The organism is Paractinoplanes durhamensis (assembly GCF_016862175.1).
GTDB lineage: Bacteria > Actinomycetota > Actinomycetes > Mycobacteriales > Micromonosporaceae > Actinoplanes > Actinoplanes durhamensis.
Map to the genome: position 1 here is coordinate 83779 of NZ_BOML01000071.1, position 26309 is coordinate 110087.

20 protein-coding genes are annotated in these 26309 nt (G+C 72.6%); 12 read left to right on the plus strand and 8 right to left on the minus strand.

Features of this window, described 5'->3' with window-relative positions; all coding sequences use genetic code 11:
- Positions 1-262 precede the first annotated feature (262 nt).
- Positions 263-2875: a GGDEF domain-containing phosphodiesterase gene (locus Adu01nite_RS41640; RefSeq protein WP_203734875.1), complete on the plus strand. Its 2613-nt coding sequence runs from the start codon at positions 263-265 to the stop codon at positions 2873-2875.
- A 180-nt stretch (positions 2876-3055) separates the two neighbouring features.
- Here the strand turns inward: Adu01nite_RS41640 and Adu01nite_RS41645 are convergent, their stop codons facing one another.
- Both Adu01nite_RS41645 and Adu01nite_RS41650 read right to left on the minus strand, forming a co-directional pair.
- Positions 3056-3208: a hypothetical protein gene (locus tag Adu01nite_RS41645; protein WP_203734876.1), complete on the minus strand. Its 153-nt coding sequence runs from the start codon at positions 3206-3208 to the stop codon at positions 3056-3058.
- 237 nt (positions 3209-3445) lie between these two features.
- On the minus strand, positions 3446-6376 hold the full coding sequence (locus tag Adu01nite_RS41650; RefSeq protein ID WP_203734877.1) for an ATP-binding protein: 2931 nt from the start codon (positions 6374-6376) through the stop codon (positions 3446-3448).
- Positions 6377-6565: 189 nt separating this feature from the next.
- On the opposite strand from Adu01nite_RS41650, the gene Adu01nite_RS41655 reads away from it, so the two are divergent.
- Genes Adu01nite_RS41655 through Adu01nite_RS41665 form a run of 3 tightly spaced genes read left to right on the plus strand, consistent with a single transcriptional unit; the run spans position 6566 to position 8555 of the window.
- Positions 6566-7117, plus strand: a complete 552-nt coding sequence (locus Adu01nite_RS41655) for a hypothetical protein (RefSeq protein ID WP_203734878.1) — start codon at positions 6566-6568, stop codon at positions 7115-7117.
- 20 nt (positions 7118-7137) lie between these two features.
- A complete protein-coding gene (locus Adu01nite_RS41660) occupies positions 7138-7875 on the plus strand; it encodes a hypothetical protein (protein ID WP_203734879.1) in 738 nt (245 codons plus the stop codon).
- Positions 7872-8555, plus strand: a complete 684-nt coding sequence (locus tag Adu01nite_RS41665; protein ID WP_203734880.1) for an NUDIX domain-containing protein — start codon at positions 7872-7874, stop codon at positions 8553-8555. The genes Adu01nite_RS41660 and Adu01nite_RS41665 overlap by 4 nt, the downstream gene beginning before the upstream one ends.
- Before the next feature lie 160 nt (positions 8556-8715).
- Here Adu01nite_RS41665 and Adu01nite_RS41670 read toward each other — a convergent pair whose 3' ends face one another.
- On the minus strand, positions 8716-10617 hold the full coding sequence (locus tag Adu01nite_RS41670; protein ID WP_203734881.1) for a 5'-methylthioadenosine/S-adenosylhomocysteine nucleosidase family protein: 1902 nt from the start codon (positions 10615-10617) through the stop codon (positions 8716-8718).
- 135 nt (positions 10618-10752) lie between these two features.
- On the opposite strand from Adu01nite_RS41670, the gene Adu01nite_RS41675 reads away from it, so the two are divergent.
- Entirely contained in the window at positions 10753-12393 is a 1641-nt protein-coding gene (locus Adu01nite_RS41675) for an AbeC-like domain-containing protein (RefSeq protein WP_203734882.1), read from the plus strand.
- A 15-nt stretch (positions 12394-12408) separates the two neighbouring features.
- Positions 12409-13740 (plus strand): phosphorylase family protein, encoded by a 1332-nt coding sequence (locus Adu01nite_RS41680; protein WP_203734883.1) that lies wholly within the window; start codon positions 12409-12411, stop codon positions 13738-13740.
- A 118-nt stretch (positions 13741-13858) separates the two neighbouring features.
- Here Adu01nite_RS41680 and Adu01nite_RS41685 read toward each other — a convergent pair whose 3' ends face one another.
- The 3 genes from Adu01nite_RS41685 to Adu01nite_RS41695 are packed head-to-tail and all read right to left on the minus strand — an operon-like array spanning position 13859 to position 19346.
- On the minus strand, positions 13859-17005 hold the full coding sequence (locus Adu01nite_RS41685) for an ATP-binding protein (protein WP_203734884.1): 3147 nt from the start codon (positions 17003-17005) through the stop codon (positions 13859-13861).
- Positions 17002-17583 carry a hypothetical protein gene (locus Adu01nite_RS41690; RefSeq protein WP_203734885.1) on the minus strand — a complete coding sequence of 194 codons (582 nt, stop codon included), beginning with the start codon at positions 17581-17583 and terminating at the stop codon, positions 17002-17004. Before Adu01nite_RS41690 ends, Adu01nite_RS41685 begins: the two co-directional genes overlap by 4 nt.
- Positions 17583-19346, minus strand: a complete 1764-nt coding sequence (locus Adu01nite_RS41695; protein ID WP_203734886.1) for a hypothetical protein — start codon at positions 19344-19346, stop codon at positions 17583-17585. The genes Adu01nite_RS41690 and Adu01nite_RS41695 overlap by 1 nt, the downstream gene beginning before the upstream one ends.
- A 424-nt stretch (positions 19347-19770) precedes the next feature.
- Here Adu01nite_RS41695 and Adu01nite_RS41700 point away from each other — a divergent pair, with 424 nt between their 5' ends.
- The 5 genes from Adu01nite_RS41700 (at position 19771) to Adu01nite_RS41720 (ending at position 24159) form a co-directional block, all read left to right on the plus strand.
- Positions 19771-20418: an adenylate kinase gene (locus tag Adu01nite_RS41700; protein WP_203734887.1), complete on the plus strand. Its 648-nt coding sequence runs from the start codon at positions 19771-19773 to the stop codon at positions 20416-20418.
- Between the two features lie 162 nt (positions 20419-20580).
- Positions 20581-21369, plus strand: a complete 789-nt coding sequence (thiM, locus tag Adu01nite_RS41705) for a hydroxyethylthiazole kinase (protein WP_203734888.1) — start codon at positions 20581-20583, stop codon at positions 21367-21369.
- Positions 21366-22697, plus strand: coding sequence for an LLM class flavin-dependent oxidoreductase (locus Adu01nite_RS41710; RefSeq protein WP_203734889.1), 1332 nt, complete (start codon positions 21366-21368; stop codon positions 22695-22697). Before thiM ends, Adu01nite_RS41710 begins: the two co-directional genes overlap by 4 nt.
- Positions 22694-23479, plus strand: coding sequence for a sulfurtransferase (locus tag Adu01nite_RS41715; protein WP_203734890.1), 786 nt, complete (start codon positions 22694-22696; stop codon positions 23477-23479). Before Adu01nite_RS41710 ends, Adu01nite_RS41715 begins: the two co-directional genes overlap by 4 nt.
- Entirely contained in the window at positions 23476-24159 is a 684-nt protein-coding gene (locus tag Adu01nite_RS41720; protein ID WP_203734891.1) for a GntR family transcriptional regulator, read from the plus strand. Before Adu01nite_RS41715 ends, Adu01nite_RS41720 begins: the two co-directional genes overlap by 4 nt.
- Here the strand turns inward: Adu01nite_RS41720 and Adu01nite_RS41725 are convergent.
- Positions 24089-25009, minus strand: a complete 921-nt coding sequence (locus Adu01nite_RS41725) for a DMT family transporter (RefSeq protein ID WP_203734892.1) — start codon at positions 25007-25009, stop codon at positions 24089-24091. The two genes, Adu01nite_RS41720 and Adu01nite_RS41725, sit on opposite strands and share 71 nt — an antisense overlap.
- Positions 25010-25049: 40 nt before the next feature.
- Between Adu01nite_RS41725 and Adu01nite_RS41730 the strand changes: the two genes are divergently transcribed.
- A complete protein-coding gene (locus tag Adu01nite_RS41730; RefSeq protein WP_203734893.1) occupies positions 25050-25553 on the plus strand; it encodes a MarR family winged helix-turn-helix transcriptional regulator in 504 nt (167 codons plus the stop codon).
- Positions 25554-25560: 7 nt separating this feature from the next.
- Here Adu01nite_RS41730 and Adu01nite_RS41735 read toward each other — a convergent pair whose 3' ends face one another.
- Entirely contained in the window at positions 25561-26307 is a 747-nt protein-coding gene (locus tag Adu01nite_RS41735; protein ID WP_203734894.1) for an alpha/beta fold hydrolase, read from the minus strand.
- Between the last annotated feature and the right edge of the window lie 2 nt (positions 26308-26309).

The window sequence follows — 26309 nt, forward strand, 5'->3', positions numbered from 1 at the left end:
GGCCGCCTTCCAGGCATCGTGTTCCTCCACCGTCACGGCGGCCATCCTTAGTTGATCTTGGCTACTTCCCTGGCAAACCCTATAACCCAGATAGGTTTACTTGCCATGGTCACCATGATCACACCGCCGCGACCCCCACCCCACGGGAGCCGCGGCAGCGGCACTACGGGCAAAGGCCGTCGCCCGTAACCCTCATCCGGGGTGGATCGTTGACCGTTTTGGCATGTCCGAAACACCCCTCGTAGTAGCAGGATGAATGCCGATGGCAGGCGGACCCCCCAACCGCCCGGCCGGCGCGCGAATCAGCCGCTCGGCCGGGTTCGTCGTGTCCGTGCTCGTGGTCACCGCGCTGATCGTGCTGCCGACCGCGGTCGCCGCCGGGCTGCTGACCGCCTGCTCGGCCGGGTTCGCGGCGGTGATGATCCGGGCGGTGCGCACCGGCCGGTCGGCCGGACCGCACCTCCGCGCGCTGGTCCTGGCCGGCGGCATCCTGCTCACCGCGCTGGCCGCGGCGGCCAGTGCCGTCGCGAGCGTCGTCGCGCCGGACGTGCTGGTCGCCGGCGGCGTCCCGCTGCCGGCCGAGATCCCGCTGGTCACCCTGTTCTTCGTGACCGGGTGCTACCTGCCCGCCATCCTGCGCCCGCACCAGCGCCGCGACCAGCTGACCCGGCTGCGGGTCGGGCTCGACACCCTCGGCGTCACCGCCAGCCTGATCTTCCCGCCCTGGCTGCTGCTCTCCAGCGGCGCCGAGCGGCGCGGGGCGTCGACCACCGCGCTCTTCCTCGGTGCCGCCGCCGCGGCGACCGTCGCGGTGGCCGGCGTGCACGCGATCCGGCAGCGGGCCGCGCTGCAGTGGTGTGCGGCCGGTGCGGCGCTGTCGCTGATCGGGATGACCGCGCTGGTCATCGCGATGGACTACGCGACCAGGGGGAACGCGGCGATCGCCGCGGTGGCCGCGGCCGCCGCCGTCAACGTGGCCGCCGGGCTGATGTGGCACGGATCGACCCGGATCCTGCCGGACGCCCGGCCGATCCCGCCGGCCGGCAGCGAGTCCTCGGCCGGCTTCCCGCTGCTCACCCTGCCGATGCTCGGGTCCGCCCTGGCGCTGGCCTACCACCTGGTCAACGGCGGCCGGCTGAACACCGTGTCGATCGTCCTGGGCACCACCGCGATCACCGCGGTGGCCGCCCGCGAGTGGGTGTCCGCGATCGCCCTGCGCCGGCGGGCCGACCACCTCACCGATCAGGGCAACCGGCTGCGCAGCCTGATGTTCGGCTCGGCCGACGTGGCGATGATCCTGGACGCCGACTTCGGGGTGCGCTGGCAGTCACCGGCCTCCGCCCGCCAGTTCGGACTCTCCGACCAGGACGTTCTCGGCCGGCCGGTGTCGGTGCTGGTACACCCCGACCACGCCGACGCGGTGCACGACTACCTGACCGCCCAGCTGGCCGGGCCGCCGACCGGCGCCAGCCTGCCGGTCCGCCTCCGGGACGGGTTCGGCCGCTGGCGGGAGACCGAATGGACGACGAACGGCGCCGACCCGGCCGAGCCCGGGCAGACCCTGGTCGTGCACGTCCGCGACGTCAGCGAGCTGCGCCATCTCGAACAGGCACTGCGCCAGGCCACCCACCTCGACCAGCAGACCGCGCTGGCCAACCAGGCCGGCCTGCGCCGGGCGGCCGAGCTGATCCCGGACGCCGGCGCGATGCTGGTCGTCGAGCTGGGCGGCCTGACCGCGATCGGCGACGTGCACGGGCCGGAGATGGCCGAGGTGGTGCTGGCCGAGGCCGCCCGCCGGCTGCGGGCCGGGGTGAGCGGCGCGGACGTGCCGGCCCGGATCGGCGAGACCCGCTTCGCGGTGCTGACCCGCTGCGGCGCGGTCCGCGCCCACCTGCTCACCAGCCAGCTGGTCACCGCGCTGACCGCGCCCTACACGACGGCCGGCACCACGGCCCACCTGTCCGCGTGGGCGGGCCTGACCGACCTCGCGACGGACATCGACGAGACGGTCCGCCGGGCGGTGCTCGCGCTGCGGTCGGTGCGGGCCGGGCCGCCCGGCGCCGTCGAGTGGTACGACGAGCAGATGGAGGTGCGGCTGCTCCGCCGGTCCACCCTGGAGCAGGACCTGCCCGGCGCGGTCTCGATGATCGACCTGGAGCTGACCTTCCAGCCGATCGTCGACCTGGCGGCCGACCGGCCGGTCGGCGTCGAGGCGCTGCCGTCGTGGCGGCACCCCACCCTCGGCCCGGTGCCGGCCGGCGAGCTGCTCGCGCTGGCCGAGGATCTCGGGCTGCTCCCCCAGGTCGCCGTGTGGGCGCTGCACGCCTCCTGCCGGCTGCTCGCCACCTGGCGGCTGCAGCACGAGTCGCTCTGGCTCGCCCTCAACGTCCGGCCGCGTGCGCTCGCCGACCCGGCCTTCCAGGTCAGCCTGCACACCGCCCTGGAGCTCTACCGGATCCCGCCGGACGCCCTGGTGATCGAGGTCGCCGAGCCGGACCTGCCGGTCGTCGAGGACCTGCCCGCCCTCCTCGGCCGGCTGCGCGCGCAGGGCCTGCGGACCGCGCTGGACAACTTCGGCGCCGGCCCGACGTCGCTGAGCCGGCTGCGGATCCTCCCGATCGACCTGCTGAAGATCGACCGGGAGCTGTTCGGCCCGGACTCCGGGGCGTCGGTCATGGACGTCACGGTCGCCCTCGGCCGGCGGCTCGGCCTCGAGGTGATCGCGCACGGCCTGCAGTCCCCCGCCGACCTGGACACCGTGCGCACCGCGGGCTGCCGGCTCGGCCAGGGCGACCTGCTCGGCAAGCCGATGCCGGCCGAGCGCCTGGAGGCCTACCTGGACGCACACCGCGAGGCACGGCGCCGGATCACCTGAGTCCGGATCACCTGAGCCGGCCGTCCGGGGCGGCGACGTCGCTCACCCGACTGACGGTCCGGCGCCCCCGAGGCGCCGGACCCAGCCCCGGCGCAAGGTATCGATCAAGCCTTCCGGTTTCCTGCCGTACGCGGTGGTGCGCCGGCGGCACCCGAGTGCCGCCGGCGCACGCGCTGCCGATCAGACGCAGCGCTTCAGGAAGTCGTCCCAGGTGGTGCTGGCCGGGCAGTCGTAGGCGACCGACGAGGAGGCAGCGGGAGCGAACTGGCCGGTGAGGGCGACCGCGACGGCCGCGATGAGAGTCACGAGAAGGTGCCGATGACGTGCGCGCATGACCTTTCCTTTCGAGGAAGGTTGCGGTGGGAGGTGGGGCGGCACACGCGATCGCCTGATCCGGCCGAACCGTGGCGAGGGAGGCTGGCCGGCCTCCCCGCGCATGCCGTACGCGCGCTCGACAGCACGCCCGCGCCCCGTCCCGGGTCGTACGCCTCGGTGCGGAACTCAGGTCTTACTGTCAGCCTGACACTAACTCCGGCCAGGGCTTTGTGTCAAGAAGACAATAAGAGGGAGTCAGGCGGGGCGGCGATCCTCCGGCGGCACGTTTCCCCGGTCGTACAGCTCGGTGATCCGGTTCCGGGCCGCCTTGGCGGCCGCCTGGTCACCGAGCTTTCGGTACGCGTCGGACAGCGCCGTCTCCACCCGGATCTCCAGCTTGGCCGCCCCGAACGAGCGGATCGGCACCAGCGCCCGCCGCAACGCGCCCACCCGCTCGGCATCCCGGCCCAGCGACTCCTCCAGCGTCGCGATCGACAGCCCGACCCGGCCCTCCAAGCCGGCGTCCGCGCCGTCGCGGGCCAGCTCCTCGGCCTCCTCCAGCAACGGCCTGGCCGCACCCGCGTCGCCCCGCGCCAGCGCCAGCTCGCCCAGCCCGTGCAGCGCGTACGCGTGGGCGAGGCCGGTCTCCGGCGGTGACATCCCGCGCACCTCGTCGAAGGCCGCCCCGGCCGCGGCCAGGTCGCCGCCGCTGAGGTAGGCCTGCCCGAGCCAGTAGAGCGCGGGCGCGAGCACCCGGGCCGAGCCCTGGGTGCGGGCCATCCGCGCGGCCTCGCGCAGCACCTGCACCGCCGCCTCCGGGTCGCCGCGATCGAGGTGGGCCTGTCCGATGAAGCGCAGCGCCTGCTGGCTGCCGACGATGTCCCCGCTCTCCTGGTAGTGCACCAGCGCCTCGGTGAACAGCGCCAGCGGCCGGGCCAGCTCCCCCTTGCGCCGCTGCGCGTTGGCCAGGGTCCGCTGCGCCACCGCGAGGCCGTGCCGCTCGCCGGTCGCGCGCAGCAGCTCCACCGCGTGCTCCAGCTCGGGCACCCCGGACACCCCGGCACTTCCGCTGGCCACCAGCGGCGGCATGCCCAGCATGGTCAGCACGACGCCCTCGCCGCGGCGGTCCCCGGCGTCCCGGCAGGCGGCCAGGGCGACCTCGTGGGTGGCCCGCCAGTCGTCGAAGTAGCTGCCGATCGCGTAGAACTCGTGCGCCGAGACGGCCAGGTCCCAGCACACGTCGGCGCGGCCCAGGGCGGCCGCCTGGTCGACGGCGGCGCGGATGTTGGCCCGCTCGCGGTCGAACCAGGCCCGCGGGTGCGCCGTCGCCGCGGCCAGCTCGGCGGCCGGGACACCCACGTCCGGCACGTCGCTGTGGGTCACGTCGAAATCCTCGCCGTAGATCGCCGTGTGCGCGTGCCGGGTCAGCGTCAGCAGGGCCAGGCACACCCGCAGCGGCGCGTCGCCGAGCCCGGCACCCCAGGACGGGCCGGTGGCGGCCAGGCCGTGGGCATACTGCCGGGTCAGATCGTGGAAGCGGTAACGGGCCACGCCGGGCACCGGGTCGACCATGCCGATCGCGGCCAGCTGGGTCAGGGCCTCGGCGGCGAACGGGCCGGACTCGTCCAGCACCGCGGCCGCGGTCCACTCGGCGAACGTCGGCAGGGCGAGCATGCCCAGACCGAGGAACAGCCGGCGGGCTCGTTCGTCGAGCGGGATCAGCCCGGCGCCGAGGGTGCGGGCCACGCTTTCCTCGCCGTACGCAAATCCCGTCGTTCCTTGTTCTTCGAGACGCTGCAGCAGCTCGCCGGTGGATCGATGGAACGTCTCCACCCGCAGCAACGCGGCCATCCGGACGGCGAGCGGCAGCCCGCCGCAGAGCCGGACCACCGCGCCGACCGCGTCCCGCTCCCCCGCCAGGCTGACGTGGTGGTCGGTGGCGATCCGGGCGAACAGCTGCTCGGCGGTGGCCTCGTCGAAGGCCCCGAGCGGCGGCACGTGGTGGGTGGGCGCGCCGAGGTCCGGCAGCCGGCGCCGCGAGGTGATCAGGGTGAGGCACTTGCCGCCGCCGGGCAGCAGATCGCGGACCTGAGCGCCGTCGGCGGCGTCGTCGAGCAGGACCAGGACCTGGCGGCCGGCCATCGTCGAGCGGAACAGCGACGCCCGCTCGGCCCGGCTCTCCGGCACGGCCGGCACCCCCAGCGCGCGGAGGAACTCGGCGAGCACCTCGGCCGGATCGGCCGGCTGCTCCCGGGTGCCGCGCAGGTCGGCCCAGAGCTGGCCGTCCGGGTAGGTCTCCGCCGCGTCGTGCGCCGCCCCCAGCGCCAGCGCGGTCTTGCCCATCCCGCCCGGCCCGGAGATCGCCAGCACCGGCAGCTTGGGCCGGCGGAGCAGCCAGAGGATCTCGGCGAGCAGGCCGTCGCGGCCGAGGAGGTAGGGCGGGCGGGCCGGCAGCTGGCGGGGAACGGTGAGCCCGGGCGCCTCGCCGGTGCTGACCAGCCGGAAGGCGAGATGGCGCAGACTCCGGTCCGGGGCCTCGCTGGCCTGCTCGTAGCGGTCGAACGCCGGGATGATGTCGGCCGCGTGACCGTCGCGGTAGAGGGCGAGCAGCAGCAGCCGGCAGAGGTTCGCGTCGGCCGGGTACTCGGCCGCGAACCCGGTCAGCTCCTCCAGCACCTCGGTGTGCGCGCCGCGCTGGACCTCCAGGTCGAACAGCCGGGTGGCGGCCCGCTTGCGCTGCCGGCGCAGCGCCTCGATCTCGCCGGACAGGGCGTCGACCTGCATGTTGGACAGCGGGCGGCCGGTCCGCCACAGGGCCAGGGCCGCGCGCAGGGCGGCGACCTCCTCCGCTGAGCCGTCGCGGCGCGCGTCGGCCTGCCGGACCAGCCGGCGGAACGACAGCATGTCGAGGTCGTCGTCGGGCACGACCAACTCGTACCCGTAGCGGGGGTGGGTTTTCAGGGCGTCGCCGCAGACCTTGCGGAGCGTGGAGACGGCTTTGTGCAACTGGGCCTGATTGACGCCGTGCTCGCCCCACCCGGCGGAGATCAACTCCTCGGCCGGCAAGGTTCGGTTCGGTCTAAGCAGGAACGTGGCCAGCACCGCGCGAGCCCGGCCGGAAGGCAGTTCGACCAGGTCATCGCCGGTGGTGCTTATCTCTAGATCGCCCAGGACCCGGTAGAGCATCGACTGTCCTATTCGCCGTGCCGCCACAACGTCGAGCCGCCACCGTAGGAGCTTCGCCGGGCCGGCGCCATCACCACGACGGGTAGTTGGCACGCGCGGCGCGGACGGCGCGGAAGCAAACCGGTAGCTCTCCATGACCAAATCGCGGGGAGCAAGTGCCCCATCAGCCCATCGTGACGGGAGTACGCCATGCCCCACCGCCTGCGCGGCAGCCTGGAACGCCTGACCGACGACGAGAATCGATCGCTGCGGCCGATCGGCATGAGTGTGCGGGAGGCCGCCGCGCGCACCGGCGTGCTCCTGGACCGGCTGGCCGACACCCCCGGCGTGCGCCTCGTCGCCGCCGGCGTCCTGGTCGCCGCGGGCGCGCCCCGGATCGGGTTCGCGGTCATCTCGGCCTCCCATCTGCTGCTGGTGGAGTCGGTCGCCTGGCCGGCCGGGGCCTACACGGTCACGCCGCAGGGCTTCGTGCTCTGCGACGGCGTCTACATCGGGCAGTCGGTGCACACGCTGGCCGGGTCGGTGCGGACGCTGCGGCGGGTGGCCGGCCGCCGGGTCGTGGGCGCGGTGGTCGTGGTGCACCCCTCAGGCCCGGGCACGCCGTCGCTGCCGGTCGGGCCGGCCTGGATCCGCCCGGCCGACGTGCCCGCGCAGATCGCCCGCCGGCTGCTGCTCCGCCACCGCCGAAATACTTATTGTCTAAGTGACAGTAACTCCTGGTATTGTCGGACGCAACGCTGACTCTCGGTTAGGCGGTCGCGATGCGCATCTGGCAATCCCTCGATCTCGTGGCCACCCTCGCCATCTCCCTCACCATCGGTGCGCTCGGCATGCTCGACCTCGCCGACGGCCCGATCCTGGCCGGCGCCACGCTGGCCACCCTCGGCGTCCTCGCGGCCGGTGCGCTGCACTCCCGGTTCCAGATAAGCGACCTGCTGCGGATCACCCGGCAGTCGCTCGTCGACCCGCCGGCCGCCGACCGGCTGCTGCACCCGTCCACCTCGGGCGTCGACGCCGACCTGGCCGGCGCGCGGACGATCGACATCGTCGGCGTCACCCTCAACCGGACGGTCCGCAACCACGCGACGGCCCTCGCCCAGTGCCTGCGGCGCGGCGGCACCGTGCGGGTCGCGGTGATCGATCCGCACGGCGAGGTGCTGCACGAGGCCGCCCGGCGAAGCACCGCGCCGGACACCGCCGAGCTCTTCGCGCACCGGCTGCGCCCCACCCTCGACCTGCTCGGCGAGCTGGCGGCGGCCGGCCACGGCCGGATCGAGGTGCGCCTGCTCGATTTCGTGCCGGCCTTCGGCCTGCTCGCCGCGGGCGACCGGCTGTGCGTGGACATCTACTCGCACACGTTCGGCGGCCCGGAGCCGGCGCTGACTTTGCAGGCCGGCCGCGACCACATCTGGTACCAGCATTTCCGCGGCGAGTTCGAGCAGATCTGGGCGGCCGGGCGTTTGTGTCAAAACGACAATTTGCGTACGCTCGCCGAATGATCGATCGGGATCATCTCTATCTCCGGCTCGCCGTCGACCTCGCCATCCTCACCGTTCGCGAGGGCACCCTGCAGGTGCTCGTGATCACCCGGGCCAACAAGCCGTTCCAGGGCCGGCCCGCGCTGCCCGGCGGCTTCCTGCGCGGCGACGAGGACATCCCCGAGGCCGCCGTCCGCGAGCTGGCCGAGGAGACCGGCCTCGACGGCAGCACCCTCCACCTCGAACAACTCCGGGCGTACGGCGCACCAAATCGGGACCCGCGTGGCCGGGTGGTCAGCATCGCCTACCTGGCGATCATGCCGGACCTGCCGCTGCCCACCGCCGGCTCGGACGCGAGCAGCGCCGCCTGGGCCCCGGTCGGCAAGGTGGCCGGCACCCTCTCCTTCGACCACGACGAGATCCTCGCCGAGGCGGTCGAGCGGGCCCGCACCCGCCTGGAGTTCACCACCCTGGCGACGACCTTCTGCGCCCCGGCCTTCACCATGGGCGACCTGCGCAATGTGTACGAGGTGGTGTGGGGCCACGAGCTCGACCCGCGCAACTTCAGCCGCAAGGTGACCAACACCCCCGGCTTCGTCGAGCCGACCGGCGACCGCCGCATCCCCGAGGTGGGCCGCCCGGCGGCCCTCTACCGGGCCGGCGCGGCGACGACGCTGAACCCGCCGATCCTGCGGGGCTGAACGCCCCGGAAGGAATCCGGAAGAACACCGCGACAGACTCCATCCGCCGCCCGCTGGGATGGCGGGCCCGCGGGCGGCCCGGCGATCCGGCACGCCGGGCCGTCTCGCAGCCAAACGCCCCGGCCGCGGGAAGGTTCCGGCGTGCCCGCCGGTCACGCCCTCAGCGGCGCCCTCGCGCCGGCACGTCGTCCAGCGCCTGCTCCCGCGCGGCGTGGACCACGAATGCGGCGGCGTTGCGAGCGGCCGCCGCCTGATGCTCGTCGGTCTTGCCGACACCCCAGTCCGAGATCGCCTTGACCACGATCCAATCCACCTCGGCGTCGGCCGCGGCCGCGTAGACGCCGGCACCCTCCATCTCACCGCCGAGCGCATCGGGCTGCTGGGCGCGCAACTCGTCGACCAGCGCCCGCGAGTTCACCAGGACACTGGCCGAGACCATCGGCCCGAAGTGGACCTCGGCCGTCCCCCGCCAGGTGCGCCCGGCCGCGCGGAACCCGCTCAACAGGGCCGTCGACGGCGTCACGTAGTCGCCACGAACGAGGACGACCGGGTCGCCGGCCTCCGCCGGATCGGTCACCTTCCGATGGTCGACGGCACGCAGCTGATCGCAGACCAGCACATCGCCGTACTCGTGCTGGTCCGGCCGGAGGCCGTAACAGATGCCGGCGAGGATGAGGAAGTCCAGATCCAGCCGGTCGATCAGCGCGGCCGCGGCGATCCCGGCACTGCCCGGCCCCACCGCACCCGGCTCCACCTGGGCGAGCATGAGCTCGGTGCGGCTCACCACGCCCAGCCGCAGCACGACCTGACCGGCCACCCGGAACGGTTCGGGCTCGCCCTGGTTGACGGCCTGCACCGCCGCGACGACCGCGTCCCGCTCGCCTGCGGTGACCACCATGATCAACGTACGGGACCGGTCGTTCAGCAGCCGCCGTGTCTCCCGCAGACGGCTCCGGACGACGTCCCGCGCCCGGACGTACTGCCGCAGTGCGACGGCCAGGACCAGCACCCCCACCGCCGACATGATGCTGACCAGCCAGCCGATGAGCCAGGCCGGCCAGCTGACCGGGCTCAACCCGTCCGGGTCGGTGAACAGCAGGCGCTGGGCGAGCCAGCGCAGCGCCGAGCCGTAGGTCACCGGGCGCCCGGCACAGGCGTCGCCGCACGAAGCTCGTTCCCAGATCGGCACCATGCGGGCGAGCACCAGCAGCACGACGGCCTGGCCGCCCAGATACCAGAGCACGAAGCCGCCCCGGTCGAAGATGCGGACCGGCTCCCGGACGGCTCGGTGGTCCGACAATCGCACGCTGAGGCCGCCGGCAAGCCGCTCCGACCAGGCGTCGACCTCCGCGCGCATGCCCTCGGTGGTGACTCCGCGCCGAAGGCAGAGCAACTCCTCGGTGGTCTCCCCGTGCGACATCCGCACGCCGAGGTCCGCCGCCGCCGCCCCGGCCTCGGCCGCCAGCAACCGATCGAGCCCACGCCGGACCTCGCGAAGCAACAGCCGGGGCGAGGTCTCGACCTGAACGTGGTGGCAGAGCACCATCGACCAGTTCTCGTACGGCACGACCTCGGGTGACCGGCGGCGCATCGCCCGGGCGAACCCGACGAGCGAGCTCGCCACTCCGCAGGCCAGCAGCACGGCCACCGGCACGACCGCGCCCAGAACGAGGAACAGCAGGGCCCAGGCGAAGAAGATCGCTCCGGTGGCGGTCCACACCAGATCGGACAGGGCCGCGAGGGCCAGCAACGAGAACGACGGGATCAGCAGGACCCAGCCGTCCCACCCGCGGACGAGCCGCTGGGCAACGGCAGCCCGCAGGTCGGGCACCGGCCGGGCCGCATCGCCCGGCGGCTGCAACAGGGCCAGCGAGTCCGGGCCACGCCAGATCAGCCGGCCCTCCCGAGCCGCCGCGTGGAGCAGCAGCGACAGCGGGCCACGGCTGCGAATCACGCCGAGCGTGCCGCGCGGCCGGACCACGTCGACGGCTTCGCGGCCGAACTCGGACTCCCGGATCGACCGCGCGGCGACCCGGCACTCGGCGAGAGTCAACTCGTTCATCCGCACCATCCGATCAGGGCGGTAGATATCCGGTAGGCGGCTCCGGAATCCTCGCGATGACTGATCCACGGCTGCCACATCTTTATTTTATGTCGCCCTGACAGCAAGCTGCCGGGGCACCAAAGGGATGATCTGATGGCAATTCAGACAGTGGACCCCGCACCGCCGGCCGATGAACCACCCGCTCCGGACCTGCCGGAGGACGATTTACCCACCACCGCCACTCGCTACCTGTCGGTCGGCGCCTATGTCGACTCGCACTTCCGCAACCGTTGCCTGCGCGATGTCTACCACCAGCGACGCCGGCCGGTCGCGCCGTCCTACGGCTTCGATCTCGGCACCGTGCTGTGGCACTGCCTTCGCGCCCGGCGGCTGACGATCTGGCGGGACGCGTCGATCATTCTGGTCGTCGGGCTCGTCGCCTATCTCGACTGGCGGGCTCTCGTCGCGGTGGGCGCCGCCATGATCGGCATGGGCATGACGAGCCCGGCGATGCACGTCGCGGGCACCTGCTACCGGCGCGGGCATCTCATCGAGGACGGCGAGGCCGCCTGGCGTACGCGTCTGGCCGTGGCGAAGTTGATCCTGTGGGCGGCCGCCTGGCTGACCCTGGCCGTCCTCACCGCCCGCATCCTGTCCTCGGCACCGCGGCCGATCGCCGACCTGCCGCACCCGGGCATCGTCGGCGCGGCGATCCCCGCGGTGGTCCTGCTCTTCGCGCTGCCCTGCTTCTTCAGCCTGTGGCGGCAGAAGCGGATCCGGAACTTCGCCTCGGACCGGCCGATGCCCGCCGCCGGCGACAACGCCCGTCTTCGCGACATCAACTCCCAGCGAACCGCGAACACGGTCATCTACAGCAACTTCGAGCCGTTCATCGGTTCCGGCGACGTCATCTCCACCTGGGGATTCGCCACCCGGCTGGTCCGCAAGCCGCATGACGCGACCGGAGTCACCGGCAGCGACGAGGGCCGGCGCGAGTTCGCCAACCCGCCGTTCACCGCGGAGGAGATCGTCTCCTACGTGCGGTTCCATCTCGGCCGGCTCACCGCGGGCGACGCCGAGACAACCATCCCGAACCTGACCGTCGACGACCGCATCTTCCTGTCGGCCGGGGAGCACGGCGTCCGCGACCTGATCACCGGCCCCGACCGGATCGCCGAGATCATCCGTAATCCCACCCAGCCGGCCCGCCACTATCTCGTCTGCCAGGTCCTCGCCTGGGGCGGTGAGGTCGTCACCACCGTCCACGTCCACCTCGCCGTCCAGGGGAGATCGCTCTACCTGGAGGTGACCACCACGTCGATGGCGCCCTGCAACGAGCGGTACCGGATCGTCGACCTCGAGGGCGGCCGGGGACCGCGAGCCTGGGTTCGAGCGATCGGGTCCGGCATCCGGGAGACGCCGGGCACGATCGCCGCCGCCCCGGTGCATCTGATCCGGACGCTTGCCGACATGGCCGGCCCGCGGCAGCGCAGCCGGCGCCGGCGACGGCGGCTGGCCGATCGTGGCGCGATGGTCAGCGTCCGCCAGCTCGGCACCGAGGACGAGCTGCGCAACTTCACCCAGCGCAAGGACGTCCTCAAGTTCCGGCGGCTCATCGAGATCAGGGTGTACGCCCACGTCCTGGATTTCCTGGACGCCTGCGACGTCGACACGACCGAATACCGGGCCCGCGGCGCCTCCGTCCTCAACGTCGGCGTCATCAACAACGGCGAGAGCGTCATCAACGGCGACGTCGCCGGCACCAGCAACCAGACCGAGAAGGCCGAGAGCTGAGGAAGGACTTCGCCGATGGACAGCGAGACGAATATCGGCTCGATCAACTACGGCAATCAGGTGATCCACGGGCCTGTCGCCGGGCGGACGACCACATCGGGGCGCGGCGAACGCCGGCGGACCGGCGTCGACGTTCTGGTCATCACGGCGATCAAGGAGGAGTACGACGCGGCCAGGGCGGTGGCCGGGTTGTCGCGCTGGGAGGACAGGGACGCCGAGGGCGAGACCCCGTACTCCGTTTCCGAGCTTCGGATCGGGAACGGTAGGACGCTGTCGGTGGCGCTGGCCCGGCCGACCTGGATGGGCGGGCGGAACACCAGCCCGATCGCCACCTCCCTGACCGACCGGCTCCGGCCCGCCTGCCTCGCGATGTGCGGCGTCTGCGCGGGCAATCCCGGTGCCACCGCACCCGGCGACGTCATCGTCGCCTCGCTCGCCTACGAGTGGGACGAGGGCAAGCACACCGGGTCCGCGTTCCGCTCGGATCCCCAGCAGTTTCCGCAGGACAGCCGGTGGGTTCGCGCGGTGCAGGACTTCGCACCGCCGGACCTGCCGGGCTACGGCGCCGCGACCGAGGAGGAGGCGTCGGTCTGGTTTCTGGAGCGGCTCCACAAAGGCCAGGATCCGCGTACGCATCCGGCCCGCCCGCGGTACTTCCCGCGGGCCACCTGGGGCACCCGGCTCGAGGCCCTGCAGGCCAAGGGCCTGATCGCCTGGCAGGACGGCGGCCTGGCGCTGACCGGTACCGGCCGCGACCTCATCCAGCGGATCCTGTACGCCGACGTCGACGGGCCGGACCGGCTGCCGTTCGTCGTCCTCGACGGCGCGATGGCCAGCGGGAGCGCCGTGATGGCCGATCCGGAGACCTGGAGCCGGCTCGAGGCCGGCCAGCGCAAGATCCTGGCCCTGGACATGGAGTCCGCGACCATCGCCACGATCGCGCACCAGCGACGGGTCCCGCACTGGCTGGTCGCCAAGGGCGTGATGGACCACGCCGATCCGGAGAAGGACGACCGGTTCAAGGCGTTCGCCGCCAGGGCCTCCGCCGAGGTGCTCTTCGCCCTGCTGGCGAAGCTGCTGGTCACCGGGCCGGCGCCGGCCGCGCCGGCCGGCCGGTTTCCCGACGGGGTGAGGCACGAGGTGGTGCGGCAGCTCACCTACTACTGGCAGGATCTGGCCGACGTGGTCGGGGTGCCGTCCTACGAGACGAGGCAGTTCCGGGCCGGCGACGAACCCTACGAGCTGTGGGCCTGGCTGGAGGGGCGGCAACGGCTGGCCGACCTTCCGGACGCCCTGGACGAGATCGGGCGCGCTGATCTCGCGAGCCTGCTCCGCCCGTACCTCTAGGGCGCATCTGACGGATCACCCAAGTGCGAGGCGAGGTCCAGAGTGTGGCTGGCGTCGCGGGCGCCGTCAGGCGCGCTCTGGGCCACGCCGCAGCCCTGGGTGATCCGTCAGATGCGCCCTAGGAACTTCTTGCCCTTTCCATCACCTCCTCGTCGGTGAGCGGGCTGCTGGGGTGGTGGCTGAGCGACATCGGCGTACGCATCCGGTGGGGTGCCTCGCCCTCCAGGGCGATGTAGAACTCGCCGGCGGTGAGGTTGCCGATCTCCGGCACGTCGCCGCCCTTGACCTTGGCCATCTCCCGGGCCGCGTCGATCTGGATCGGCACGCTCAGCCGGCCGAAGAAGTGCGTGGCCGCGTTGCCGGGGATGCGGTTGTGCAGGTTCTTCGGGGCCTGGGTGGCGAAGATCAGCCCGAGGCCGTATTTGCGGGCCTGCGAGGCCAGCGCGAGCGTGCTCTGCGTGCACGCGGTCATCGCGCCGGACGGGGCGAAGGTCTGCGCCTCGTCCATCACCAGCAGGCCGAGCAGCGGGCGGTTCCGGGCCGGATTCTTCTTGATCCAGGCGAACAGGCCCATCTGCAGCTGGTTGACGAAACCCTGCCGGGCGTCGTCGGCGGGCAGGCCGATGAGGCTGATGACGGAGATCCGGGCGCGTCGGCCGGGCGACGGGGTCAGCAGGACGCCGGGGTCGGCGGGGGTGCCGTCGCCGCCGAACATCGGGTCGTTGTCCATCGAGGCGGTCAGGGTCTGGGCGAGGCCGGCCGCGATCTTCGGGGCGTCGTCGAGGGAGCTGACCCCGTCCGGCAGATCGGTGAGCAGCGCGATCAGCGCGCGCAGGTCGCGGCCGCCCTGCCGGCCGAAATGTTCGACCGCCTTGCGGAGCACGGCCGTGCCCAGGTGCGCGGCGCGGGTGCGGCCGACGAGCTTGGCGCGCGGGGCGAGCGAGGACACCGCCGCCGTCACCGCCGCGCCGAACTCGTCGGGGTCGTCGAGCACCCCCGCGAAGTCGGGCAGCGGCTGGAAGCTCAGCGGGCGGCCCGATTCCCGCCGCGGCGTCCAGGTGATCACCTCGGTGTCCGCGAGGTAGCGCGCGGCGCGTTCGGCGTCGCCGGGCCGCCAGCCGGCCGGCGGTTCCGGCCAGGGGTCGCCCAGCCGGGCCAGGTCGTTGTTCGGGTCGAGGACGATCGCCGACACCCCGAGCAGGGCGCTCTCCTCGACGAGCCGCCGCAGCAGCACCGTCTTGCCCGACCCGGAGGCGGCGAAGATCGCCGCGTGCTTGCGCAGGGCGTCCAGGGTCAGCGGCACCGACGCGTCGGAGTCGATCGTGAAGCCGGTCGCCGGTGCGGCCGCCACCACCGTCCGCGGCTGCTCGCCGGTCCACGCGTCGGCGTCGGCGAGTGCCTCCTTGAAGAGGGTGATCTGCTCGGTCGGCCGGTAGCGGACCAGCCAGGCGTGCATCTGCGCCGGGTTCTCGTCGCGCAGGGCGTGCAGCGCGGCCAGCACCCGCAGGTCGGCGTCGTCGACCGCGAGGGTCACCCCGCCGTCCGTGGTGAGCTGCCGGATCACCTCCTGGGTCTTCGCCGACTGGCTCCACTCGCCGTTGCGCAGCAGGAACAGCTTGCGCTTGGCGACGTCGGCGGTGAGGCCGGCCGCGGTGCGGGCCCGGCGGATCCGGTGCAGCGCGGCCACCCCGTGGTGGGTGTCGCTGATCGCACGGAACGACCAGTGCGCCTGGTCCTCGGTGCGGGACTGGTCGGGCGAGAGCTCCCGTTCCTCCTCGGACCGCTCGTCCAGGTCGCGGCGCAGGCGGGCGTGCAGGTCGGGTTTGGAGCTGGGCGGCGGGTCGATGCTGAACCGGGCGCCCCGGTCGCCGCGTTCCACGATCCACGCCTGCAGGCCGGCCGCGAGCAGCGCCGGGAACGTACCGTCCTCGGTCTCCCGTTCCAGTGGCGAGGTCACGTCGGCGGTGCGCCGCAGCTCCTCGAACCGCGCCTCGATCCGGGCCAGCTCGGCGTCGGCGATCGCCGGCGCGGTGGTGACCGGCGCCTTGGTCATCTGGTCCTCGGTCGGCACGTCGCCGAGGTGGCGTAGCTCGCGGGCCGCGCCGTCGACCAGGCAGGCCCGGACGTGCCGGTCGACGGCCATCAGCAGCTTCCGCGGCGTGTAGTCGCGCACCTCGTCGAAGACCTGCTGCCGGATCGGCCAGGTCGGGTAGGGCGGGGTGAAGCCGACCGCCGAGAACTGCACCGCGAACCGCTTCTCGATCAACTCCCGGGCGATCCGCGGGTCCTGGATGCCCTGCAGGGCCAGCCGGCGCCGGAAGCGTGGCGAGAACGACGACGGCGCCCGCTTCTCGATCAGATCCCAGGTGGTCGAGAGCAGGGCCACCACGGTCAGGGTGCGGCGGGTGTTGTCCCGCAGGTCGCTCAGGCCGTGCGCGAGCCCGGAGGTCACCACCGCCTGGCGCAGGTCGCCCTCGCCGGCCGCCATCCGGGCCAGGTCCTCCTGCAGGGCCGACTGGGCCACCGCGGTGTCGATCTGGTCGAAGGCGAAGACCGACGGGCCGGTCAGCGCGAGCAGCCAGGAGATCTCCCGGACCAGATCCTGGGCGGTGCGCGGGCGGTGCCGGATCCCCCACCGCTGCCGCTCCCCCGCGAACGTCTCCTCGTTGCCGGCGAAGAAGTCGTCGGCGATGTCCTGGTGCTCCTCGCTGTCCGAGGCGCGCAGGGCGAGGGCCCGCAGCGTGTCCCGGCACTCGTGGGCGACGTAGCCGTTGAACTCGCGCAGCCCGCCGGCGAAGGCGTCGAGCGCGGCCTTGGTCAGCTCGGTCTCGCCGATCACCGCCCGCCGGTCGGCCCGCGGCGCGCCGACCCGGGAGGCCAGCCGGCGCAGCAGCAGCCGCAGCTGGGTCTCGCCGCCGGGCACCTCCCGGGCCAGGCCGTCGAGCAGGAAGACCAGCAGGCCGTCCCAGAAGTTGCGGCCGTCGAGCAGGCCGATCAGGAAGAAATACCCACCGCGGTGCTGCGCCTGCTCGCGGACCCAGCCGAGCAGGTGGGTCTTGCCGGTGCCCTGCCGGCCCTCCAGGACCAGGCCGACCGGGCTGGCGTCGGCGCTGGTCTCGGCCTCGGTGATGCCGTCCTGCACGTCCCGGGCGACCGCGGCGTGCAGGCCGTCGACGTGGAACGGCGAGCGGCGCCACACATCGTCCGGCGCCTGCACCCAGCTGAGCCGCAGGGCGGCGAGCGCGGTGCGCTCCTGCTCGGTCATCGCAGGCCGATCGCCAGCTTGTGCCGGTCCTCGCCACCGATGTGGACGGCGGCACGACGCTCCTCCGGGCCGATCCGGTGCCCGAACGGCTCCGGTTCGAGCCGCACGTCGGGCTCGTCCAGCAGGTGGATCAGCGCCCGGTCGACCGCCGTCTTCGAGACGTCGCCGAGCAGCTGGCGCAGCGCGGCGAGGTCGACCCATTCGCCCGGCCCGGCCGCGAGCTCCCGGTAGGCGGCCCGGATGCCGTCCTCGATGCCGGCATCCGGTCGGGTGCCGTTGTGCTGGGCCACCACGGCCGCCCAGAGCTGCTTCTCCCGGAGCGTGCGCTTCTCCCCGTCCTCCGCCTCGATCGTCAGCGGTCCGGCGAGCACCTTCAGGCCTTGATTGGTGATCGCGTGCCGGTAGGGGCGGTGCGAGGTGTCGGAGGAGACGTACCCCAGGGCATTGAGTTTTTCGTAGATCGGGGTCCGCAACCGGACCTCGTAGAGCTTGTCCATCTCGGTGTTGGAGATCTCGCGGCCCTCGGCCCGCAGGATGATCAGGAACGCGTATTCGGCGGAGGCGAGCTCGGCAGCCATCAGGAGTCCTTTCCACGGACGTTCGTGAGGGGGTGACCGTCCGCGTCGAGCCCGAAGGCCCGCACCTGGATCAGCGAACGGTGGTCCTGGGCGGTGTAGAGGGCGATCAGCCGGTCGGCCGCGCCGGTGGTGCCGGCGTCCAGCTCGGCGCGCAGGCTGTCCGCGTCGCGCAGCTCGAACAGCAGCGTGCAGAGCTGCAGCGCGGCCTCGGCCCGGCCCTCGTCGGCCGCCGCCCGCAGCTCGCCGATCTGGTATTTGGCCCCCTCGTGGCGGGCCTGGGCCAGGTGCGTCTTGGACAGTCGCAGCTCGGCATCCCGGTCCCCGGCATCGGCCCGGGCCTGGAGCTGGTGCACGTCGCCCCACGCCGCATACAGGTCGGCCAGGGCCTCGGCCGCCCGCCGCTCGCCATGGTCGGCCCGCTCGCGGAGCTCGCGCAGGCAGCCACGGTCGGCGAGGAGCTCGACCAGCCGCTCGGCCGCCATCGCGTTGCCGGCCGCGGCCTGCCGGCGCAGCTCGTCACCGACCCCGCCGTCGGCGAGGATCTCGGCGACCTCGTCGGGCAGGCCGCGGGCCCGGCGGCGGGCCGGCAGGCGCATCTGCTCCACCCGCTGCCAGAGCCGCTGGATGTCGGAGAGCTTCTGGCCGGCCAGGGTGTCCTGCGGGTCGGCGGCCACCTGATGCCGGAGCACCTCGACGGCCTGCTTCAGCCTGTCCTGCCGGACCAGCAGGTCGGCCAGTTCGGCGGCGGCCCGGCCGTCGCCGAACTCGGCGGCGAGCCGGGTCAGCGCGGGCTCGGCGTAGCAGTAGCGGAGCCGGGCGATCGCGCCGTTCGCCACCCGCCGCAGATCCTCCGGCCGCTGCAGGTGGGTGACCAGGGCCAGCCAGGCCTTGTGCGGCAGCGGCTCGCTGCGGCGCCGGCGCCGCACGTGCTGGGCCAGGTAGTCGGCGATCGTGTAGCCGGCCAGGGTGCCGGCGCGCCCGTCGTCCACCGGGTAGAGCGGCGACACGTCGCCGTGCGTCGGCCGGGTCGCGTGCGGCAGCGCCGCGGCCAGCCACTGGGCGGCCGGGCGCACCCGATCGCGTGGCTTCAGATAGCCGAACATGGCGTCGGCCAGCAGCTCCTCGCTCAGCGGCGACTGCACGCCGAGCCGGTGCGCGTCGGCGGCGGCCGCGATGATCGCCTTCACGTACGGGTTGGCGGGCTGCTCCCAGCACATCACCAGCCGCGGCCCACCCGCCAGGACCTGGGTCATCCCGTCGTCGCTGGTGTTCAGGGCGTCCTGGATGCGGCTGTCGTGCACCGCGACGGCCCGCGCCGCCGACAGCTCGATGAGGTCCAGCGACTCGGGGACCGAGATCGGGACGGCGATCTGCAGCAGGCGGTAGACGTCGTCGCGGCCGGAGGTCCATTTCGCGTACTGGTCCGGCCACAGCGTGCCGACCACCAGGTTGCCGTGCCGCACCAGGGCGCGGACGCACTCGGCGGTCAGCGCGTCCTTGCCACCCAGGTACCGCTGGAGCTCATCGAGCCAGAAGACGGTGCTCCGCGGCGGCGCGTTTCGCAGGTCCAGCAACTCGGCGGCCTCGGCCGGCTGGACCAGCGACCAGTCGGGCACCAGCGCGTAGACCGCCTCGTACAGCGATCGGGTCTTGCCGGCCGACGAGCCGCCCACCATGACCACGAAGCTCCCGCGATCGGGCAGGTTGGCGGAGAGCACGGTGCGCAGCGGAAAATCGAAACTGCGGTCGACGTAGGTCGGCAATTCGGAATCGTCACCGACTCCTGGAATTGCGCTGTGAATTCCTAAATCCCGAGGGCTGGCCATGTCGACGCGCGGCCGGTCGGGCAATGAATTATTATGAATCCGATCCAATTTCGGCACCCGCCATCGCCTGCTCCCAGGCCCGATTCAGCCGAGCGATGGACGGAAGGCTATCGCACGATCAGCGAAGATCACCAGCATTGAATTATTCATCTCGCGCGGCGATCACCACCATTAATGGCAGCCGAACCGGCCAATGCTTCCGAAGATTCCTACCGCTTTTCTACCGGCCGCGCCCATCGCGGTGCCGACCGGCGGAAACCGGCGGTCAAAGTCGGCCGGGGTCCGTGGCCGCCGCGGGGCGATCGGCAGATTGTTATAGTTCTGAGGTTCGTCTCCGGCCGGGTTTCGCGAAAGGGCATCCGTGCGAATTCTGCTCATCGCGCCGCCGGGCGCCGGTAAAGGCACTCAGGGTGCGCTGATCGCCACCCACTTCGGCATCCCGCACATCGCCACCGGCGATCTCCTGCGGGACCACGTCGCGCGTGGCACCGAGCTCGGCAACGCCATCAAGCACCACCTCGACCAGGGCGGCCTGGTGCCCGACGAGATCGTCCTGGAGATGGTCGAGGAGGCGTTCGCGACGGCCAAGGAGGCCGGCCTCGGCTACGTGCTGGACGGCCTGCCCCGCAACATGGCGCAGGCCCGGGCGCTCTACGAGACCGCGGTCAAGCTCGAGATGACCGCCGACGTCGCGCTGCATCTCAAGGCGGCCGACAGCGAGTTGGTCCGCCGGCTGCTCGCCCGGGCCGCGCTGGAGCACCGGTCGGACGACACCGCGGAGATCATCGGGAAGCGGCTCGCGCTCTACCACGAGGTGACCGCGCCGATCGTCGACTGGTACGCGGAGCGCGGCATCCTGGTCTCGGTCGACGCCATGCGCCCGGTCGAGCAGGTCGGCCGCGAGGTGCTGGCGGCGCTGGAGGTCCTGCGCCCCCTGGTCGCGCACGTCCCGCCGGGCGCCCGCCGCCCGATCGACCTCACCGGCCTGGGCGCCGCGTTCGGCAACTAGCGCCGCCTTCCCCAGCCCCGCCAACCGGCCGGTCGCTCCTTCCGACCGGCGGGAGGTCGGGGTCGGAATATCCTACTAGGCAGCAAGGAGAACTAGGATAGCGATGTTCGTCACCAGCGGAAACCTGGTTTGCGGCCAGCTGCATGCAGCAGTATGCAGACCATGACTTCGGCAAGCTGGAACGACGCGGACGTCCGCGAGGGCTGGGCGCAGATCGCGGGCAAGGGCCCCTTCGTGTACGGGCTGACCAACTACATCGCGGCCAACCTGAGCGCCAACGTTCTGCTGGCCGCCGGGGCCGGACCGGCGATCGGGGCGGCCGCCGACTGGACCACCACGTTCCCGGCCGGGGCGAACGCGGTGTGGATCAACGCCGCGGCCCTGATGAGCAGCGACGAGGAGTCGCTGCGCGCGGTGGCCCGCACGGCGCACGCGGCCGGCACCCCGTGGGTTCTCGACCCGGTCGCGGTCGGCGCGGGCGCGAGCGGCTACGACGACTTCATCCGCTCGCTGCTGGAGTTCAAGCCCGCGGCGATCCGCGGCAACGCCAGCGAGCTCATCGCGCTGGCCGGCGGCGCGGCCACCGGCAAGGGCGTGGAGACGACGGTCAGCTCGGCCGACGCGGTCGCCGCGGTCAGCGAGTTCGCCGCCCGGACCGGCACCATCGTGGCGGTCAGCGGCCCGGTCGACTACATCTCGGACGGTTCCCGCACGGTCGAGGTCCCGGGCGGCGACGTCCGCCTCACCAAGGTCACCGGTGCGGGCTGCGCGCTCGGCGCACTCACCGCGGCCGCGATCTTCGCCACCGGCGACCCACTCCGGGGCGCCGTGGTCGCGCACGCCGCCTACGCGGTCGCGGCCGAGCGGGCCGGGGCCCGCACCCGCGGCACCGGCGAGTTCGCGGTCGCCCTGGTCGACGAGCTGTCGCTGCTGGGCGAGGACGTTAAATGACGATCCACCTGGGCGCTTTCCTGAACGCCGGGGTGCAGGGCACGGCGGGCTGGCGGCATCCGGACGCCGCGCCGGGCTTCCTGACCGCCGCGCACTACGTCCGGATCGCCCAGGTGCTGGAACAGGGGTTGTTCGACTTCGCGTTCGTGCCGGACGCGCTGAGCGTGCCGCGCAGCCTCGGCGACTCGTTCGCGCCCGCGGTGAAGTGGGGCTCGGGCACCCCGCGGCTCGATCCGGTGCCGGTCATCACCGTGATGGCCGCGGTGACCACCCACCTCGGGGTGGCCGCGACCGTGTCGACCGGCTACCACGAGCCCTACAACGTGGCCCGCGAGTTCGCCACCATCGACCACCTCACCGGCGGCCGGTCCGGCTGGAACGTGGTGACCAGCTTCCAGGACGCCGAGGCGCAGAACTTCGGCCAGGCGAAGCTGCCGCCGCGGCCGCAGCGCTACGCCCGGGCCGAGGAGTTCCTGGAGGTCACCACCCGGCTCTGGGACAGCTGGTCGGACGACGCGATCGTCGCCGACAAGGAGTCCGGGGTGTTCGGCCGGCCGGACGAGGTCGAGGGGATCGACCACGACGGCGAGCATTTCCGGGTGCAGGGGCCGCTCAGTGTGCCCCGGCCGCCGCAGGGCTATCCGGTGATCATCCAGGCCGGGGCGAGCGAGTCGGGCCGGGACTTCGCCGCCCGGTGGGCCGACGTCATCTTCTGCAGCCACGAGTCGCTCGAGTCGGCGGTCGCGTTCTACGCCGACGTGAAGGCCCGCGCCGCCGCGCACGGCCGCGACCCGGACCAGCTGCTGATCCTGCCCGCGGCGACCCCGGTGATCGGCCGGGACGCGCAGCACGCTCTCGCCAAGCACGAGGCGTTCGCCGACCTGGTGTCGGTCGAGGCCGGCCTGTCCCGGCTGGCCTACCACGTAAACGTGGACCTGACCGCCTACGACGTGGACGGTCCGCTGCCCACCCTCGAGGAGGTCGGGGTCGAGGGGCACTACCGGGAGGTGGTCGAGTTCGCCGAGCGGGAGAAACTGACGGTCGGGCAGATCGGCCGCTGGTACGGCGCCCGCACCGAGGGCCGGCTGATCGGTTCGGCCGCCGACATCGCCGACACCATCCAGCAGTGGGTGGACGCCGGCGCCGCGGACGGCTTCGTGATCCAGGCGACGCACGTGCCCGGCTCCTTCGACGAGTTCGTCGCCGAGGTCGTGCCCGAGCTGCAGCGCCGCGGCCTGTTCCGCACCGAGTACGAGGGCACCACCCTGCGGGAGAACCTCGGCCTGGCCCGGCCGGAGCGCGGCGAGTGGAAGGCCCGCCGCAAATGACCCTGGTCGACCAGGCCTGGCTGCGCGACCACCTGGCCGAGGTGGTGCTGCTGGACGCGTCCATCCGGCGTGGCGAGGGCCCCCGCCCGTTCAGTTCCGGCCTTGATGCGTACGCCGAGGCGCACCTGCCCGGCGCCCGCTTCGCCGACCTGTTCGGCGGGTTCTCCGCCCCGGACGCGCCGCTGCCCTTCACGCTGCCTACGGCCGAGCAATTGCGGTCGGCCGCCCGAGAGGTGGGCGTACGCAATGGGGTAAAGGTTGTGGTTTATGACCGCAACGGCGGCGCCTGGGCCGCGCGGGTGTGGTGGCTGCTCCGCATCCACGGATTTGCCGAGGTGAGTGTGCTCGACGGCGGGTTCGGCGGCTGGACCGGCCCGGTCGAATCGGGAATTCCGGCAGCACCGGAACCCGGCGAACTGACCCTGCACGAGCCGGGCGAGGTCACCGCCGGCTTGGCCGAGATCTCCGGCGGCACCGAGGACCTGCTGGTCTGCGGCATCCGTCAGCCGGACTTCGAGAACGGCCACATCCCGGGCAGCGCGAGCCTCCCGTACGCCGAACTGCTCCGCGCCGACGGCACCCTCGACCTGGAACTGGTCCGCCGCCGCGCCACCGACCTGGGTCTCGACCGGACGCCGGCGATCGCCTACTGCGGCGGCGGGATCAACGCGGCCGGCCTGGTGCTGGCCCTGGAGGCGGCCGGCCTGCCCGCGCCCCGGCTCTACGACGGCTCGCTCAACGAGTGGCGCGCCGCGGCGCTGCCGCTGGAGACCGGCCGATGACCGCGAACGCACGAGACACCATCTACCGGACGCTGCTGGAGCGGCTCACCCACGGCGACTACCGGGACGGTTCCCCGCTGATCCCGCAGGCGCTGAGCGAGGAGTTCGAGGTCTCCCGCACTCCCGTCCGGGAGGCGCTGGCCCTGCTGGAGCAGGACGGCCTGCTCGTCTCGGGCAAGCGCGGCTTCGAGATCCGCCGCCGCAGCGACGAGGAGATCCTGGAGATCTTCGAGACCAGGGCCATCCTGGAGTCCTCGGCGGTCTACGCGGCGGCGACCCGGGCAACCCCGATCGACCTGGCCCGGCTGCAGGACCTGCACGACCGCTCGCAGGCCACCACCGACCCGGCCGAGGTCCGCCGGATCTTCAACCATTTCCACGACGCGCTGCGCAACGCCGCCCACAACCGGACCATCACCGCGCTGCTGCGCACGATCGAGGCCCAGGTGAAGGTGTCCGCGCCATGGACCACCACCGGCGGCGGCCCGCGCGAGTTCGGCCCCAGCTACGCCGAGCACGCCGCGATCCTCGACGCGATCCGGACCGGCGACGCCGCGGCCGCCCGCACCGCGAGCCTCACGCACAGCGCCCACGACCGGGACACCCGGGTCAGCCAGCTGATCGTACGGATGGCCGCGGACCTGACCGCACCCGACTCCACCGCGGCCGGCTGGCGCTGAGCCGGGCCAGCGCGGGCTGACCGAGCAGCACACCCAGGAAGACGAGCACCAGCCCGCCGATCTGCCGCCCGGACAGCGCCTCCCCGGCGACCGCGGTGCCGAGCAGCACGCCGGTCACCGGGTTCAGCAGCCCGACCAGCCCGACCGTGCCGGCGCTGAGGTGCCGCAACCCGGTGAACCAGGCCGCGAACGCCACCGCGGTCGCGATCACCGTGACGTAGCCGAACGCCAGCACCGCTTGCCCGCCCAGGGCCGGCGGCGCCCCCTCGACCGCCACGGCCACCGGGACCAGCACGATGCCACCCGCGATGAGCTGCCACGACGTCAGCGAGAACACGTCGACGTCGGCGCTCCACTTCTTGGCCAGCACATACCCGAACGACGACATGACCATCGCCGAGATCGAGGCGAGCACCCCGCGAGCGTCGATGGCGACCGGCCCGGTCAGCAGCATGAGGCAGACGCCGGCCACCCCGATCGCGGCGCCGGCCAGGTGCGCCACCCTCGGCCGCTCGGCCAGTGCCGCCCAGGCGAACAGCATGAGCATCACCGGCGAGGTGGCCATCACGGTCGAGGCGATGCTGGTCGGCAGGGTCTGCGCGGCCAGATAGATCAGCGCGAAGAACGCCCCCATGTTGAGCGTGCCGAGCACCATCGACCTCCACCACCACGACCCGGCCGGCAGCCGCCGATGCACGAGCAGGAGCAGAAGCCCGGCCGGCAGCGCCCGGATGGCCGCGCCGTAGAGCGGATAGTCGGCCGGAAGATACCGATGAGTCACGAAGTAGGTGGTCCCCCACGCGATCGGCGCAAGGGCGGTTACCGACACCCACCGCAAATTAGCTTCCATGGAAGGTACTATACCTTCCAAGGAAGCTATTCTGGCAACCATGACCGAGCACCTCGACCACGTGGGCCGCATCCAGCAGGCATGGGAAAAAGAAAGACCAGATCTTGATGTACGCCCACAGGGCGTGATCGGCCGCCTGCACCGCCTGGCCGGCCACCTGACCGAGGAGCTGACCCTGGTCTACCGCCGCTACGGCCTGGGCGAGGGCGAGTTCGACGTCCTGGCCGCCCTGCGCCGGGCCGGCGCCCCGTTCGAGCGAGCCCCCGGCGAGCTGGCCGCCTTCACGATGGTCACCACCGGAGCGATGACCAAGCGACTGGACCGCCTGGAGCGAGACGGCCTGGTCGCCCGCCGCCCGAGCAGCACCGACGGCCGGGGGCGGGTGGTGGCCCTGACCGAGGCCGGCCGAGAACTGATCGACCGGGCCTTCACCGACCACATGCGCAACGAGCGCCGCCTGCTCGACCAGCTGTCCCCCGAGGACGCCGACCGCTTGGAGGCGATCCTCACCACGTGGCTGGCCGGCTTCGAGACACCCCGGTAGCTCAGCCTCAGCGGAGGGCGGCCACGAAACCGTCCAGGTTGTCGGTCATCAGGTCATGAGCGGCCGCGGGGACGACGTACACCTCGGAATTTGTCTTACGGAGCTCGGTCAAGTCCTCGGCTGAGCGTTCGCCGGAGAGGTAGCGGCTTGGTTTGGCGAAGGCGGCCAGCTGTGCGCGAAACGTTGCCGGGCGGTCGGCCAGCAGCGAGACCGCGGTGCGGTGCAGGGCGCGGGCGGACCAGCGGGCCACCGTCCGGGCGTATTCGGGTTCGGTTTTGAGCAGCTCGTCGACGAGGCTCTTGTGGCCGGTCTCGGCGAACGTGTCCTCGTCGGAGGCGGCGATCTCGGCGGAGATCGAGCCGACCCCCGGGTCCAGGTTGGGCTCGGCCACGATCAGGTGGCCCACCAGGTCGGGGCGCTGAGCGGCCAGGCTGATGGCGATCGAGCCGCCCAGGGAGTGGCCGATCAGCGTGACCTCGCGCAGGGCCAGCTCGTCGAGGACGCCGATCACCGTGCGGGCGTGCTCGTCGATGGTGTGGCCGAACGTGTCGTCGTGGTCGCTCCAGCCGCTGCCGATCAGGTCGATCAGGATGTGCCGTCCGTGGCCGGCCAGCTCCGGGTGGCCGGTCACCTCGGCGAAGGCGACCGTCGAGGCGGAGCCGAGTCCGCCCAGGTAGACGCGGACGGGCTCGGCCGCGCCGAGGTCGAGGACGGCGAGCGAGGCCCCGGCGGGGGTGGCGATCTGGTAGCGCATGG